The 13,519-nt window shown below is 68.7% G+C and carries 12 protein-coding genes and 1 other RNA gene; 7 read left to right on the plus strand and 6 right to left on the minus strand.

Annotated features, from left to right (window positions below; translation table 11 throughout):
* Positions 1 to 253 precede the first annotated feature (253 nt).
* The 3 genes from AAFN86_RS12540 to AAFN86_RS12550 form a co-directional block, all read right to left on the minus strand.
* Complete coding sequence (locus AAFN86_RS12540) at positions 254 to 772, minus strand: SspB family protein (protein WP_408906601.1); 519 nt, start codon at positions 770 to 772, stop codon at positions 254 to 256.
* Positions 773 to 812: 40 nt separating this feature from the next.
* Positions 813 to 1,134, minus strand: a transfer-messenger RNA (tmRNA) gene (gene ssrA / locus AAFN86_RS12545).
* Between the two features lie 8 nt (positions 1,135 to 1,142).
* Positions 1,143 to 2,312 carry a M20 aminoacylase family protein gene (locus tag AAFN86_RS12550; protein WP_347543666.1) on the minus strand — a complete coding sequence of 390 codons (1,170 nt, stop codon included), beginning with the start codon at positions 2,310 to 2,312 and terminating at the stop codon, positions 1,143 to 1,145.
* A 233-nt stretch (positions 2,313 to 2,545) separates the two neighbouring features.
* On the opposite strand from AAFN86_RS12550, the gene thyX reads away from it, so the two are divergent.
* The 3 genes from thyX to AAFN86_RS12565 all read left to right on the plus strand — a co-directional run bounded on the left by thyX (position 2,546) and on the right by AAFN86_RS12565 (position 4,357).
* A complete protein-coding gene (thyX, locus tag AAFN86_RS12555) occupies positions 2,546 to 3,487 on the plus strand; it encodes an FAD-dependent thymidylate synthase (RefSeq protein WP_347543667.1) in 942 nt (313 codons plus the stop codon).
* An 84-nt stretch (positions 3,488 to 3,571) separates the two neighbouring features.
* Positions 3,572 to 3,829, plus strand: a complete 258-nt coding sequence (locus tag AAFN86_RS12560) for a hypothetical protein (protein WP_347543668.1) — start codon at positions 3,572 to 3,574, stop codon at positions 3,827 to 3,829.
* 69 nt (positions 3,830 to 3,898) lie between these two features.
* The gene (locus AAFN86_RS12565; RefSeq protein WP_347543669.1) at positions 3,899 to 4,357 is read left to right on the plus strand and encodes a hypothetical protein; all 459 of its coding nucleotides are present in this window, start codon (positions 3,899 to 3,901) and stop codon (positions 4,355 to 4,357) included.
* Between the two features lie 43 nt (positions 4,358 to 4,400).
* On the opposite strand, the gene ilvD is transcribed toward AAFN86_RS12565, so the two are convergent.
* Together ilvD and AAFN86_RS12575 are read right to left on the minus strand one after the other, a co-directional pair.
* A complete protein-coding gene (gene ilvD / locus AAFN86_RS12570; protein ID WP_347543670.1) occupies positions 4,401 to 6,257 on the minus strand; it encodes a dihydroxy-acid dehydratase in 1,857 nt (618 codons plus the stop codon).
* A gap of 387 nt (positions 6,258 to 6,644) precedes the next feature.
* Positions 6,645 to 7,751: an Mrp/NBP35 family ATP-binding protein gene (locus AAFN86_RS12575; RefSeq protein ID WP_347543671.1), complete on the minus strand. Its 1,107-nt coding sequence runs from the start codon at positions 7,749 to 7,751 to the stop codon at positions 6,645 to 6,647.
* Between the two features lie 186 nt (positions 7,752 to 7,937).
* Between AAFN86_RS12575 and hflK the strand changes: the two genes are divergently transcribed.
* The 4 genes from hflK (at position 7,938) to AAFN86_RS12595 (ending at position 11,945) form a co-directional block, all read left to right on the plus strand.
* Positions 7,938 to 9,161, plus strand: coding sequence for an FtsH protease activity modulator HflK (gene hflK / locus AAFN86_RS12580; protein WP_347543672.1), 1,224 nt, complete (start codon positions 7,938 to 7,940; stop codon positions 9,159 to 9,161).
* Positions 9,158 to 10,120: a protease modulator HflC gene (gene hflC, locus AAFN86_RS12585; protein ID WP_347543673.1), complete on the plus strand. Its 963-nt coding sequence runs from the start codon at positions 9,158 to 9,160 to the stop codon at positions 10,118 to 10,120. The genes hflK and hflC overlap by 4 nt, the downstream gene beginning before the upstream one ends.
* Positions 10,117 to 10,311 (plus strand): DUF2065 domain-containing protein, encoded by a 195-nt coding sequence (locus AAFN86_RS12590; RefSeq protein ID WP_347543674.1) that lies wholly within the window; start codon positions 10,117 to 10,119, stop codon positions 10,309 to 10,311. The genes hflC and AAFN86_RS12590 overlap by 4 nt, the downstream gene beginning before the upstream one ends.
* Before the next feature lie 107 nt (positions 10,312 to 10,418).
* Entirely contained in the window at positions 10,419 to 11,945 is a 1,527-nt protein-coding gene (locus tag AAFN86_RS12595; protein ID WP_347543675.1) for a DegQ family serine endoprotease, read from the plus strand.
* 486 nt (positions 11,946 to 12,431) lie between these two features.
* Here the strand turns inward: AAFN86_RS12595 and AAFN86_RS12600 are convergent, their stop codons facing one another.
* Positions 12,432 to 13,457 (minus strand): 2-dehydropantoate 2-reductase N-terminal domain-containing protein, encoded by a 1,026-nt coding sequence (locus AAFN86_RS12600; protein ID WP_347543676.1) that lies wholly within the window; start codon positions 13,455 to 13,457, stop codon positions 12,432 to 12,434.
* Positions 13,458 to 13,519: the final 62 nt, after the last annotated feature.

A 13,519-nucleotide genomic window follows, 5' to 3' on the forward strand; every position in this document is an offset into this window, starting at 1 on the left:
CCCTCTCCGAACCAAAGGACTGTGGCTATTTGGAAACCGTCACCTGGTGCCGCGCAATTGGGCATCTCGATCCGCAGGCGACGCTCAAGGCCCGGCGGTGTCCGCGGACGTCAATCCTGGCCGCGTTGCCCAATACCAAGTGACGGCATTCCAAAGGCCCCCAGGCCTTTGGCGGGGCGGTCTGGAGGGGCAAGCGCCCCTCCATCTTTGCGTCCAGGGCCGAGCGCTGCGCTTGGCGGGCAGCGTCCGTTCCTCAGCCGTCCTTGGCGGGTTTGCGGCGGAAGGCATCGAGGCTGACCACCTGGGCCGGACCGGCCGGCGGCTCCTCGGCGGCCGGCGGCGGCGGCTCGGCCGGGCCTTCCGGTTCGTCATTGGCGGCGGGCTCATCCATGCCGAGTACCGGGAAGCGCAGACCGAAGCGGACATGCGGATCGTGGAACATGGTCAGCGCGCCGAAGGGCACCACCAGGCGGGACGGCACGCCACCGAAAAACAGCGTCACCTCGAAGCGCTGGGCGTCACGGTTGACGATCAGGTCCTCGAACTGGTGCTGCAGGACGATGGTGATCTCCTGCGGGTAGCGCGCCTTCAGGTGACCCGGCACCGAGGTGCCGGGATGGTCGGTCCGGAAGGTCAGGTAGAAATGGTGCTCCCCGGGCAGGCCGTTGGCCGCCGCGCTTTCGATCGCGCGGACGGCGACCTCGCGCAGGGCTTCCTCGGCCCAGAGATCGTAGGGCATCAGGCTGTCGGGCGGTGCGGCGTCGTCGCTCATGCGGGCCATCTATGGCAGGTCGGCGCGGATTGCCAAGAGAAGTGGGGGGCTTCTGTTGCCCGGTGCCCCCCGAACCGCGCTTACCTATCTCTAGGCAGCGAGCGCCACGGTCTCGCGACCGTTATCATTGGCACTTGTGATTTAGCCCGATAACGGCGGTACAATGCCGGGCAAAAGACGGATCTTTACCGCGCGCGTCGAGCCTATTTCGCCCCCATCTGCCGCTGATAAGGCGGGGTTTGATGGTGGAGGCGCCGGGTACCGCCCCCGGGTCCGCAACGCTTATTCCATACGCCGTTTATCGCCATAGTCACCGAGGTGACGGACCGTATATAGGCGAGCGCGTTGCGGATTTCGAGGGTAATTCGGATCAGCCCTGCCCGTCGCGCGACAAGCCCCGTTCGATGACCCGAGCATACAGTGCGGCGCCATAGGGGATCGTCTCGTCATTGAACTGGTAGCGCGGGTTGTGCGGCATCGCCCCTGGCCCATTGCCGACATGGATATAGGCGCCGGGGACCTTCTCCATCATGAAGGAGAAATCCTCCGACCCCATCCCCGGCGGGTTGTCGCGCGCGACCTTGTCCGTGCCGACCAGTTCGGCGGCGGCTTCGGCATAGGCCTCGGTCTGGACGGCATCGTTGATGGTCGGCGCGAAGATCAGCCGCCAGGACAGCGCCGCCGTCGCACCGAAGCCGGCCGCGACACCCTCCGCCACGCGGCGCATCGCTTCCTCGATCTGCTCGCCGACCTCGCGTGTGAAGAAGCGGGCGGTGCCGGAGATCGTCGCGGTCTCGGGGATGACGTTGTAGGCCTCCCCGCCCAGCACCTTCGTCACGCTGACCACGGCGGGGTCGCGCGGTGACAGCGTGCGGCTGACGATGGATTGCAGCGCGGTGGTGATGTGGCAGGCGGCCAGCACCGGGTCGATCGAGGCTTCCGGCCTCGCGCCGTGGGATCCCTTGCCATGCACCAGTATGTCGAAAAAGGCACCGCCCGCCGCGATTGGGCCAGGACGGATGCCGTATTGCCCGACCGGCATGCCCGGCCGGTTGTGCATGCCGTAGATGGCATCGCAGGGGAAGCGTTCGAACAGCCGGTCCTCGAGCATGGCCAGGGCGCCGCCGCAGCCTTCCTCGCCGGGCTGGAAGATGAAGTGGACGATGCCGTCGAAGTTGCGCGTCTCGGCGAGGTACTTGGCGGCACCCAGCAGCATGGTGGTGTGACCGTCATGGCCACAGGCATGCATCACGCCCTTGGTCGCGCTGCGATAGGGGACGTCGTTGAGTTCCTCGATCGGCAGCGCGTCCATGTCGGCGCGCAGGCCGATGGCCCGGTTGCCGGTGCCGTTGCGCAGCACGCCGACCACGCCGGTGACGCCCACGCCGCGATGCACCTCGATGCCCCAGGATTCCAGCTTGCGGGCGACGATTTCGGCGGTGCGGTGTTCCGCCATGCCGAGTTCCGGGTGGGCGTGGAAATCCTGCCGGATGGCGGTCAGTTCAGCCTGGTCGCGGCGGATGGCGTCGAGGGGTGACATGGCGGCTCCAATTCGAGGTTGCGCCCATGCTGCACCCGGTTCCCGTGCCGGCCCAGCCCCCTGGTGGCGGCCGGCTTGCGCCGGTCCGGCGCCACGGGCCCGTGATCCAACGCCACCCGCCCCTTGGCCGGAGGCTTTGCCTCGGCGCGCTCTCAGGGCCCCTTGGCGTGCCGCTCCCAGCCCGCCTATTAGGCGGTCTGAGGTGGCGCGTTGCCGCCGCCGAGGGGATCGCCATGGCGCTGACCGACGACCAGCAGCACGAAATCGACGCCGCCCGCGCCGCGGAAGGCCGCACGCGCCGGCCCAGCGTGCCCGCGCTGGAGGCGATGCTGTTCCAGGCGATCCCGGTGCTCGACCACGGCTTCATCCGCGTGATCGACTACATGGGCGACGACGCCGCCATCGTGCAGGCGGCGCGTGTGTCCTATGGCCGCGGGACCCGCGCGGCGAATGAGGATCGCGGGCTGATCCGCTACCTGATGCGGCACCGCCACTCGACGCCCTTCGAGATGTGCGAGATCAAGTATCATGTGAAGCTGCCGATCTTCATCGCGCGCCAGTGGATCCGCCACCGCACGGCGAATGTGAACGAGTATTCGGCGCGCTATTCGATCCTCGATCGCGAATTCTACATCCCTGCGCCCGACCAGCTTGCGGCGCAGTCGGCGGTGAACCGGCAGGGCCGCGGCGACGTGCTGCAGGGTGCGGAGGCCGCGCGCGTGCTCGACCTGCTGCGCGAGGATGCGACGCGCAACTACGACCATTACCTCGACATGCTGAACGAGGATGAGGAGGGCGCGGCGCGCGACCCTGGCCGGCAGGGGCTGGCGCGCGAACTGGCGCGCATGAACCTCACGCTGAATGCCTATACGCAATGGTATTGGAAGACGGACCTGCACAATCTGCTCCACTTCCTGTCCCTGCGCGCCGATGCCCATGCGCAGTACGAGATCCGCGTCTATGCCGAGGCGATGCTGGACACGGTGAAGGCCTGGGTGCCGATGGCCTTCGACGCGTTCCGCGACTACCGCCTGGGTGCCGTCACTCTGTCGGCGCAGATGATGGCCATCGTGAAGCGGATGCTCGGCGGCGAGACGGTCACGCAGGAAGGCTCCGGCCTGTCGAAGCGCGAATGGCGGGAGCTGTTGGAGACGATCGGCCGCGATGCGGACTGAGCGTGCTACGGTTGTTCGCGCGCGCGCCGGGCGGCTGAATGCCGCGGCATGGCGTGGCCGCGTGGTGCTGCCAGGCCTGGCGGCATGAGCGGCAACGCCAAGGCCCGCGCGCCGGCCAAGGCGAAGGCTGCGCGGGCGCCACGGACCCAGGCGAGGAAGGCAGCCAGTCGCTGGGGGGCACTGGGTCCGGCCACGCGGCGCTGGATCTTCATCGGCGGCTTCACCCTTGCGCTGCTGGTTGGCCTGCCGCTGGTCCATGCGCTGATGGGGGAGGTGGCGGCGATCCTGATCGGCACCTTCGCCTTCGGCTTCGTGGTCGGGCGGATGACGCAGAGGCGGTAGCGCCGCGCGCGTAACTTTCCAGGCGCCGACGACGAAACCCTGGAAAGACCGCCCCTGGGGGAAACCGCCATGACCCGCACCGATCGCATCCTGCGCCTGCTCGCCTGGCCCGCCGCCTTCTGGATCGCCTACGAGTTCCTCTGGTACGAGCAGTACAAGCTGACCGGGCACCCGGCCTCGGTGGAGGGCGTCTTCCAGCCGCTGGCGACCTGGTTCGGCATCCCAGCCTATGAAAAGCCGTTCCGGCTCACCGTCGCGATCCTCGAGATCATCGCCTCGCTGCTGGTGCTGGTCCCACTGACGCGGGCCTGGGGCGCGCTGCTGACCATCGGGCTGATGTCCGGCGCGATCTTCTTCCACACCATCGGGCCGATCGGCATCGACCCCTACGGCGATGGCGGGCAACTGTTCAAGGAAGCAATCTTCACCTGGGTGATGGGCGTCTTCGTCGCCTTCGCCCATCGGCAGGAGATCTTCGCCGTTGCCGCACGCTTCGGCCTGCCTGTGCCGGCACCACGCGCGGGGTAGGCGGAAGGGCGGCCCCGGCCATGCGGCCGGGGCCTGCCGGTGTTCAGCGCCGGCGCATGCCGGAGACGTCCCGCACCGCCCCGCGCGATGCGCTGGTGGTCAGCGCCGCATAGGCCTTCAGCGCCGTGGTCACATTGCGCTTGCGCGGCGCGGCCGGCTGCCAGGCCTGCGTACCCTTCGCTTCCATCGCGACGCGGCGGCGGGCGAGTTCATCATCCGATACCGCGAGTTGCAGGCGCCGGGCGGGGATGTCGATCTCGATGATGTCGCCATCCTCGACCAGGCCGATGGTGCCGCCCTCGGCCGCCTCGGGCGAGCAATGCCCGATCGACAGCCCCGAGGAACCACCCGAGAAGCGCCCATCCGTGACCAGCGCGCAGACCTTCCCGAGCCCCTTCGACTTCAGGTAGCTGGTCGGGTACAGCATTTCCTGCATCCCCGGCCCGCCGCGCGGGCCTTCGTAGCGCACCAGCACCACGTCGCCCGCCTTCACCTGGCCGCCGAGGATGGCTTCCACCGACGCATCCTGGCTCTCGAAGACGCGCGCCGGGCCGGTGAACTTCAGGATGGAAGCATCCACCCCGGCCGTCTTCACGATGCAGCCTTCCTCGGCGATGTTGCCGTACAGCACGGCGAGGCCGCCATCCTTGGAGAAGGCGTGGTCGATGTCGCGGATCACGCCCTTCGCGCGGTCGCTGTCCAGGCTGTCCCAGCGCGCCGACTGGCTGAAGGCGACGGTGGTCGGGATGCCGCCCGGCGCGGCCTTGAAGAAGGTCTGCACCGGCTCGGCCTCGGTACGGCGGATGTCCCATTGCGCCAGCGCCTCGGCCAGCGTCGGCGCATCGACGCGCGAGACGGAGGTGTCGATCAGCCCGGCGCGGTCGAGCTCACCGAGGATGCCCATGATGCCGCCGGCGCGGTGCACATCCTCGACATGCACATTGGCGACCGATGGGGCCACCTTGCACAGCACGGGCACGCGGCGGGACAGCCGGTCGATATCGGCCATGGCGAAGGCGACCTCGCCTTCCTGCGCCGCCGCCAGCAGGTGCAGCACGGTGTTGGTCGAACCGCCCATGGCGATGTCGAGCGTCATCGCGTTCTCGAACGCCGTGCGCGTGGCGATGTTGCGCGGCAGGACGGTTTCATCGTCGGTCTCGTAGTGCCGGCGGGTGATCTCGACGATGCGCTGCCCCGCTTCGAGGAACAGGCGTTCGCGATCGGCATGGGTCGCGACCACGGTGCCGTTGCCGGGCAGGGCAAGGCCCAGCGCTTCCGTCAGGCAATTCATCGAATTGGCGGTGAACATGCCCGAGCACGACCCGCAGGTCGGGCAGGCGGAGCGTTCGATGACGGCGACTTCCTCATCCGTCACGGAGGCATCGGCGGCGACGATCATGGCGTCGATCAGGTCGACCGAGCGCTTCTCCCCGCGATGCACCACCTTGCCGGCTTCCATCGGACCGCCGGAGACGAAGACCGTCGGGATGTTCAGCCGCATCGCCGCCATCAGCATGCCCGGCGTGATCTTGTCGCAGTTGGAGATGCAGACCAGCGCATCGGCGCAATGCGCGTTGACCATGTATTCCACGGCATCCGCGATCAGCTCGCGCGAGGGCAGGGAATACAGCATCCCGTCATGGCCCATGGCGATGCCGTCATCGACCGCGATGGTGTTGAATTCCTTGGCGACGCCGCCGGCCTTCTCGATCTCCCGCGCGACCAGCTGGCCGAGGTCCTTCAGGTGCACATGGCCGGGGACGAACTGGGTGAAGGAATTGGCGATGGCGATGATCGGCTTGCCGAAATCCCCGTCCTTCATGCCCGTGGCGCGCCACAGCCCGCGTGCGCCGGCCATGTTGCGGCCATGGGTGGTGGTGCGGGAGCGGTATTGCGGCATGTGGCGTTCCTCGTCGCGGGTCCAGTGGTCGGGGCACGCCCGGCCGGGGTTGGGCAGGGTGTAGCGCGGATGCGGGGTGGGGCCAAAGTGGGGGGAAGGAAGGTCGAGGGGCGCTGCCCCTCGAACTCCCCGCCAGGAAACTCAGTTTCCTGAACCTTCGGGCGATTTCTGCGAAATCGATGGGGTGAGTGATCGGGCGGGGTGCCCGGATGATTCCGGTATGGGGCGCAGCGGCGGTCCGGTTCATGGAAACCCCCCTCCGGCCCGGTGCCAAGTATTTGGTGTCCAGAGGCCCTGGGCCTTTGGTGGGGAAGGTCCGGAGGGGGCAAGGCCCCCTCCGATTCCCAACCTGCGCGCCCGCATCCCGCGGCGCGGGGCGTAGTGGGGTCAGTCCACGACGATGGCCGGCCCGGCCTCCGCCTTGGCGCGCGCCTTCTCCCACACCCGGGCGGCGATGGCGCGGTAGGTGGCGGCTTCCTCGCTGTCGGGCTTGGCCGTCACGATCGGCGTGCCGGCATCGGCCAGTTCCCGGATTTCCAGCTTCAGCGGCAACTCGCCGAGGAACTCGACGCCGAGGCGGTCGGCCTCACGTTTCGCCCCGCCATGGCCGAACAGGTCGGCCCGGTGGTTGCAGTTCGGGCAGCAGTAATAGGACATGTTCTCGATCAGTCCGAGCACGGGGACATTCACCTTCTCGAACATCCGCACGCCGCGGCGGGCATCGAGCAGCGCGACATCCTGCGGGGTGGAGACGATCACCGCGCCGGCCAGCGGCACGCGCTGGGACATGGTCAGCTGCGCATCGCCGGTGCCTGGCGGCATGTCCACGATCATGATGTCGAGGGCACCCCACTCGACCTGCCCCATCATCTGCTCCAGCGCGCCCATCACCATCGGGCCGCGCCAGATCATCGGCGTCTCCTCATCGACCAGGAAGCCGATGGACATGGCCTTCAGGCCCCAGCGCGACAGCGGCGTGATGGTATTGCCTGTCGAACGCGGGCGCTCGCGCGTGCCCAGCATCTGCGGCAGGGACGGCCCATAGATGTCGGCGTCCAGAAGCCCCACCTTCAGCCCCTGCATCGCCAGCGCGACGGCCAGGTTGACCGCCGTGGTGGATTTTCCGACGCCGCCCTTGCCGGAGGCGACGGCAACGATCGCACCGACCTCGGGCAGCAGCATCGGCCCCTGGCCCGACGGTGCCTTGGCTGCCTGGCGTGGCGTGGCCGGTTGCGGCGTGGCGGCGCGATGGGCCGAAAGCACCACTGTCGCGCTCAGCACGCCAGGGACGGCGGCGGCGGCCTTCTGGGCCTCGGCGCGCAGCGGTTCCATCTGCGCGGCCCGTTCGCGCGGCACTTCCAGGGAGAATTGCACCAGCCCGTCGCGCGCCGCGAGGCCCTGGACCATGCCTGCCGAAACCACGTCGCGCCCCGTCGCGGGGTCCTTCACCGATCGCAGCGCCGCCGTCACCGCTTCCGCCAGAGTCTCAGCCATCGCTTGAAAAGCCCTCGTTACTGGACAATATCGCCTTCGCCGGGCGAGGTTGACGCTTCTAACGGGTCGCCCCCCGGCGACCCGACCGGCACGCATATGGTCGGTCGCGGCGCGCCACGCATCCCCACATGGCAGGCGCCGGGCGAGACGTCACCACCTGGAATGAGTTCGGAGGCCCAACGTCGAATGCCCTGGAACAACAGCGGCGGTCAGAGTCCCTGGGGGAACCCGAAGCCCGGCGGGCCGTGGGGCTCGCCGCCCCCGCCCGGCGGCGGCGGTGGTCCAGGTGGCCCCACCGGCAGCGGACGTGGACCCGACCTCGATGACATGATCCGCCAGGCGCAGGACGCGGTGCGCCGCTACCTGCCGCGTGGCGGCGGCAAGGGGCTGGCGCTGCTTGGGCTGGTGCTGGTGGCCTTCTGGGGTGCCTCGGGCTTCTATCGGGTGCAGCCGGACGAACAGGGCGTGGTGATGCGCTTCGGTGCCTTCATCCGCACCGCGCCGCCCGGCCTGAACTATCATATCCCCTGGCCTGTCGAGACCGTGACGACGCCGCGCGTGACGCGCATCAACCGCGTCGATATCGGCTTCATCGGCTCGCCCGAGGTGGGCGTCGTCTCCGGCCGCGTGCAGCCGGCGCGCGACGTGCTGGCCGAGAGCATGATGCTGACCGGCGACGAGAACATCATCGACATCGACGTCGCCGTGTTCTGGCGCATCCGCGATGCCGGGGAATTCCTGTTCAACACGCGCAACCCGGAAAGCACCGTGAAGTCGGCCGCTGAATCGGTGATGCGCGAAGTGATCGGCCGCACGCCGATCCAGCCCGCCCTGACCGAGGCACGTGCCCAGATCGAACAGGATGTGCGTGCCGGTACCCAGGCGATCATGGACCAGTACCAGGCGGGCATCGAGATCATGCAGGTGCAGTTGCAGAAGGTTGATCCGCCGCCCCAGGTGGTCGATGCCTTCCGCGACGTGCAGCGCGCCAATGCCGACCGCGAGCGCGCCCGCAACGAGGCCGAATCCTTCCGCAACGACATCATCCCCCGCGCCCGCGGCGAGGCCGAGCGGATCGTCCAGGAGGCCCAGGGCGTGCGCGAAAGCCAGATCGCCCGCGCCCGCGGTGAGGCGGCGCGCTTCACCTCGGTGCTGACAGCCTACCAATTGGCGCAGGATGTGACCGTGCGGCGCCTGTATCTTGAGACCATGGAGGAAATCCTGCGGCGCAATCCGATGATCATCGTCGATGACCGGCTGCAGGGCGTGGTGCCCTTCCTGCCGCTGGGTGACAACGCGGCCGCGCCGCGTCCGCCGCAGGGCAACGTGCCGACCACGCGCCCGGCACCCTTGCCACCGGGCGGCGCCACCGCCGTCCAGCCCCGTACCCAGCAGGGGACACCGCGATGAACCGCTCCGTCATTGCGCTCGGCCTGCTCGCGGCGGTGGTGGTCACGGCGGTGTCGTCGCTGTTCACCGTCCAGCAGACGCAGCAGGTCCTGATCACGCAGCTCGGCGATCCGATCCGCGTCATCGAGAAGCCGGGCCTGCATGTGAAGGTGCCGTTCATCCAGTCGGTCATTACCTTCGATCGCCGGCTGCTCGACTTCGATGCGCCTGGCGAGGAAGTGATCCTGGGCGACCAGCGCCGGCTGATCATCGACAGCTTCACGCGCTATCGCATCACCGACCCGCTGCGCTTCTATCAGACGGTCGGTGCGACCGAGCAGGGCATCCGCGCGCGGTTGAACTCGATCGTGTCGTCGTCCCTGCGTCGCGTGCTGGGCAATGAGCCGCTGCTGTCGGTGCTCTCGACCGACCGAACCCGCATCATGGGTGAGATCCGCACCCAGGTGAACACCGAGTCGCGCCAATTCGGCATCGAGGTGGTGGATGTCCGCATCCGTCGCGCCGACCTGCCGGAGGAGAACACCAACGCCATTCTGCAGCGCATGCAGTCCGAGCGCGAACGCGTCGCCCGGGAAGCCCGCGCCGAAGGTGCCGAGGTGGCGCAGCGCGTGCGCGCCGGCGCGGAACGCGAAAGGACCGTGCTGCTGGCGGAAGCCCAGGCGCAGTCCGACGTGCTGCGCGGCCAGGGCGAACAGGAAGCGATCCGCCTGGTGGCCGAGGCGTTCAGCAAGGACATCGAGTTCTTCCAGTTCTGGCGCTCGATGCAGGCCTATCGGGAGGCCTTCTCGGAAGGCCACACCCGCATGGTGATGACGCCCGATTCCGAGTTCTTCCGCTACTTCCGCGGCAGCGGCGGGCGGCCGGAGGCACCGATTCAGGCACCGGCGCCGGCCACCACGGCAACCAGGCCGTCGGTCGCCGCACCGGCACCGGCAACGGGCGCGCCGGCGACGCAGTGACACTGACCGGTCTCCTCCAGGGCGTGGCCGTCGTGCTGGCCCTGGAGGGCATCGCCTATGCCCTTGCACCCGCTGCGATGCGCCGGGCGCTCCTTGCCATCGCCGAGGCATCGGAACAACGGCTCCGGCTCGGTGGCTTGGTGGCGGCCGTGCTCGGCGTGGCTCTCGCCTGGGCGCTGAAGAATGGCTGAATCGCCGTTCATGGCGTCCATGCAGCATTTCGTTGCATGATGAAGGCTTCCGTCCCAGGGCTGGATCGCCGCATCCTCCTTACTCGACCCGACCAGGACCATTCCGCATGAGGTTCCCCACCGTGCGCTTCGCCGTCCTTTTCCTGACCGCCATCCTGGCGGCCACGACCATCGCCCCGCCCGCCGATGCACAGCGTGCGCCGGAAACCTTCGCGCCGCTCGCGCGCCAGCTGCTGCCCGCGGTGGTCAACATCTCGACCACGCAGGCGGTTCAGGCGCGACCTGGCCGGCCGGATGCGCCGGAGATGCCGCAGGCCCCGCCCGGCAGCCCCTTCGAGGAATTCTTCCGCGACTTCTTCAACCGTGGCCGCCCGGGCCCGGAAGGCAGCCCGCAGCAACCCCAGCAGCCGCAACGGCCGCAGCGGCGCGGCCAGTCCCTCGGCTCGGGCTTCATCATCGATGCCGCGGCCGGTATCGTCGTGACCAACAACCACGTCATCGACGGCGCGGATGAAATCAACGTCATCCTGCAGGACAACACCACGATCCGTGCGGAGTTGCTCGGCACCGACCCGCGCACCGACATCGCGGTGCTGCGCATCCGTACCGACAAGCCGCTCACCGCCGTCAGCTTCGGCAATTCGGACGAAGCGCAGGTCGGCGATTGGGTGCTGGCGATCGGCAACCCCTTCGGCCTCGGCGGGTCGGTCACGGCGGGCATCGTCTCGGCCCGCGGCCGCGACATCCGCCAGGGCCAGTATGACGACTTCATCCAGACCGATGCCGCCATCAACCGCGGCAATTCCGGCGGCCCACTGTTCAACATGGCCGGCCAGGTGGTCGGCATCAACACGGCGATCTATTCGCCCTCGGGTGGGTCGATCGGCATCGGTTTCTCGATCCCGTCGAACCTCGCGAGCCGCATCGTGGCGCAACTGCGCGACGGCGGGCGGGTTCGCCGCGGTTGGCTCGGCGTGAACATCCAGCAGGTGACCGACGAGATCGCCGAGGCGCTGCGCCTGCCGGGTGGTGCGCGCGGCGCGCTGGTGGCACGCGCGCAGGAAGGCGGGCCGGCTGCCGGGGGCGGCATCCGCTCGGGCGACGTCATCCTGCGCTTCAACGGTGTCGACGTGCGGGAGATGCGCAACCTGCCGCGCATCGTCGCCGACGCCTCGGTCGGCGTGCAGGTGCCGGTGGTGATCTGGCGGGACGGCAAGGAGGAGACGGTCACCATCACCCTTGGTGAATTGCCGGCCGAACAGGCGCAGGCGGCCGGCGGCAGCACGCCCGCCCCCGCCCAGCCGGAACGCCCCGTGGAACTGACCGGGCTCGGCCTGCTGGTGGCGCCGATCAACGATGAACTGCGCCAGCGCTTCAGCCTGCGGCCTGAGCAGCGCGGCGTGGTGATCGTCGAAGTCGCGCCGAACAGCCCCGCGGCGGAACGTGAACTCCGCCCCGGCGACGTGATCGTCGAGGTGCAGCAGGAACGCGTGACCACGCCCGCCGAGGTGCAGGAACGCATCGCCCGGCTGCGTCAGCAGAATCGCGGTGTCGCGCTGTTCGGCGTGGAAGGTGCGGGCGGGCAACGCTTCGTGCCGCTGCGGCTGCGTGGGGAGCGCGGCGCGCCGGGGTGAGGCACGCGGCCCCATGGGGCGTGATTGTTGGAGGGGCTTTGCCCCTCCAAGCCACCCCACCAGGGGCCAACGGGCCCCTGGACCGCGGGAACTTGCCAACCTGTCTGGGAAGCGCGCTTCGGGCATGGCGCCGGAGCAGGATTCGTTCGCTTTTGCTCACGCCTCCTGCTCCATGCCTTTGTTTGATCGCGTGATTCACGCCTCCGGTGATTCCACCTGCGGCGATCACGCTTTAGGTGACATGCGGACGCCGTGCACCATGCAAAGTCAGCGTTTCCAAAGGCGTCGGAGCGGTATGCGTTCGACCGTGCCGACGCACACCGCATTCAACCGTTGTTTGAGCATGCATCTTCACGCGCCTGACTGATTCCAGTCAGGCGCGATCGGTTCTGAACTTTTGGTGGGGAGGGCGGGAGAGCGCAGGGCGCTCTCCGGGTCGCCAGGCAATTGTCGCGCCCTTGGGGCAAGGCCCAGCCAGCACTCGCGTCAAAGCGGCTTCGCGAGACGCCCCAGCTCATCCGCCAGCGCGCCATCCTGTTCCAGCCGCCCCTGCTCGATACCGGTGATCAGCTCCACCAGCCGGTCGGCGAGCGGTGTCGGTACGCCGTGCCGTCGCGCCGCGGCACGCACCGGGGCGAGCTGCGCCGCCACGTCGGTCGGGCGCTTGCGGACGGCCAGGTCGCGCCAGATGCCGCTATGCGACTTTGCCGAGCCGCGATTGTAGGTGACCATCCGCGCCATGGTTGCCTCGATCGCGACCATGTCGGTGCCGGCGAAGGGCATCGGGTCGAAGCCATCGAAGCCGAGCGGGGTGACCTTCTCCGCCGCTGCGACCGACAGGATCTCCCGCACCAGCCCGATCACCAGCGCCTTGCGGGCCGGATCCGCGATGAAGTCGGCGATGGAATCATTGGTCAGGGCGGATGACTTCAGGATCGCGCCATAGCCCGCCTTGCCCCACAGGAAGCCGAAGACATTGTCGCTCAGCACGGCATCGGGCTCGAAGCTGTCACGCAACATGGCGTGCAGGGCGGTGATGCGCGGCGTGCGCGCGCCGTCCAGCTCACCCACCACCACCGCGCCGCGCACGCCGTAAAGGATGCGCCCGGGTTCGAGGTAGTCGGCGCCGAAATTGACGAAGGCGCCGATGGTGCGCTGGCGGCCGACGATCTCGGCGATGACCAGCTCGTTCAGCCCGTTCTGGCAGGAGACGACGGCGCCTTCCTCAGCCAGATGCGGCGCGAGAGCGCGGGTCGCGGCCTCGGTGTGGTGCGCCTTGACCGCCAGGATGACCAGCCGGTGGCGGCCAGTCACGCGGTCGGGCGTGGCGGCGCGGCCGCCGGTGGTGAATTGGGCGACCGGGCCTTCGATGGCCAGGCGGCCGGCTTCGATGGCCGCGACGTGCTCGGCGACGCTGTCCACGAACAGCACCTCATGCCCCGCACGGGCGAGATGGGCGCCGATCGTGCCGCCGATCGCCCCCGAGCCCCAGATCACGATCGGTTCGGCCATGGCGTCTGATCCCTTTGCTGACCGGGCCAGCGTCGGGTCTGATGGATTGTCTGTCAATCTGG

It is taken from the genome of Roseomonas sp. CAU 1739 (genome assembly GCF_039839775.1).
Classification (GTDB): Bacteria; Pseudomonadota; Alphaproteobacteria; order Acetobacterales; family Acetobacteraceae; genus Neoroseomonas.

Bases quoted from the DNA above. Each gene is read 5' to 3' on its own strand.
- AAFN86_RS12600 (WP_347543676.1), bottom strand. From the start codon at position 13,457: ATGGCCGAACCGATCGTGATCTGGGGCTCGGGGGCGATCGGCGGCACG.
- thyX (WP_347543667.1), top strand. From the start codon at position 2,546: ATGGCGCTGACCGACGACCAGCAGCACGAAATCGACGCCGCCCGCGCC.
- AAFN86_RS12575 (WP_347543671.1), bottom strand. From the start codon at position 7,751: ATGGCTGAGACTCTGGCGGAAGCGGTGACGGCGGCGCTGCGATCGGTG.
- AAFN86_RS12560 (WP_347543668.1), top strand. From the start codon at position 3,572: ATGAGCGGCAACGCCAAGGCCCGCGCGCCGGCCAAGGCGAAGGCTGCG.
- ilvD (WP_347543670.1), bottom strand. From the start codon at position 6,257: ATGCCGCAATACCGCTCCCGCACCACCACCCATGGCCGCAACATGGCC.
- hflK (WP_347543672.1), top strand. From the start codon at position 7,938: ATGCCCTGGAACAACAGCGGCGGTCAGAGTCCCTGGGGGAACCCGAAG.
- hflC (WP_347543673.1), top strand. From the start codon at position 9,158: ATGAACCGCTCCGTCATTGCGCTCGGCCTGCTCGCGGCGGTGGTGGTC.
- AAFN86_RS12595 (WP_347543675.1), top strand. From the start codon at position 10,419: ATGAGGTTCCCCACCGTGCGCTTCGCCGTCCTTTTCCTGACCGCCATC.
- AAFN86_RS12550 (WP_347543666.1), bottom strand. From the start codon at position 2,312: ATGTCACCCCTCGACGCCATCCGCCGCGACCAGGCTGAACTGACCGCC.
- AAFN86_RS12540 (WP_408906601.1), bottom strand. From the start codon at position 772: ATGAGCGACGACGCCGCACCGCCCGACAGCCTGATGCCCTACGATCTC.
- AAFN86_RS12565 (WP_347543669.1), top strand. From the start codon at position 3,899: ATGACCCGCACCGATCGCATCCTGCGCCTGCTCGCCTGGCCCGCCGCC.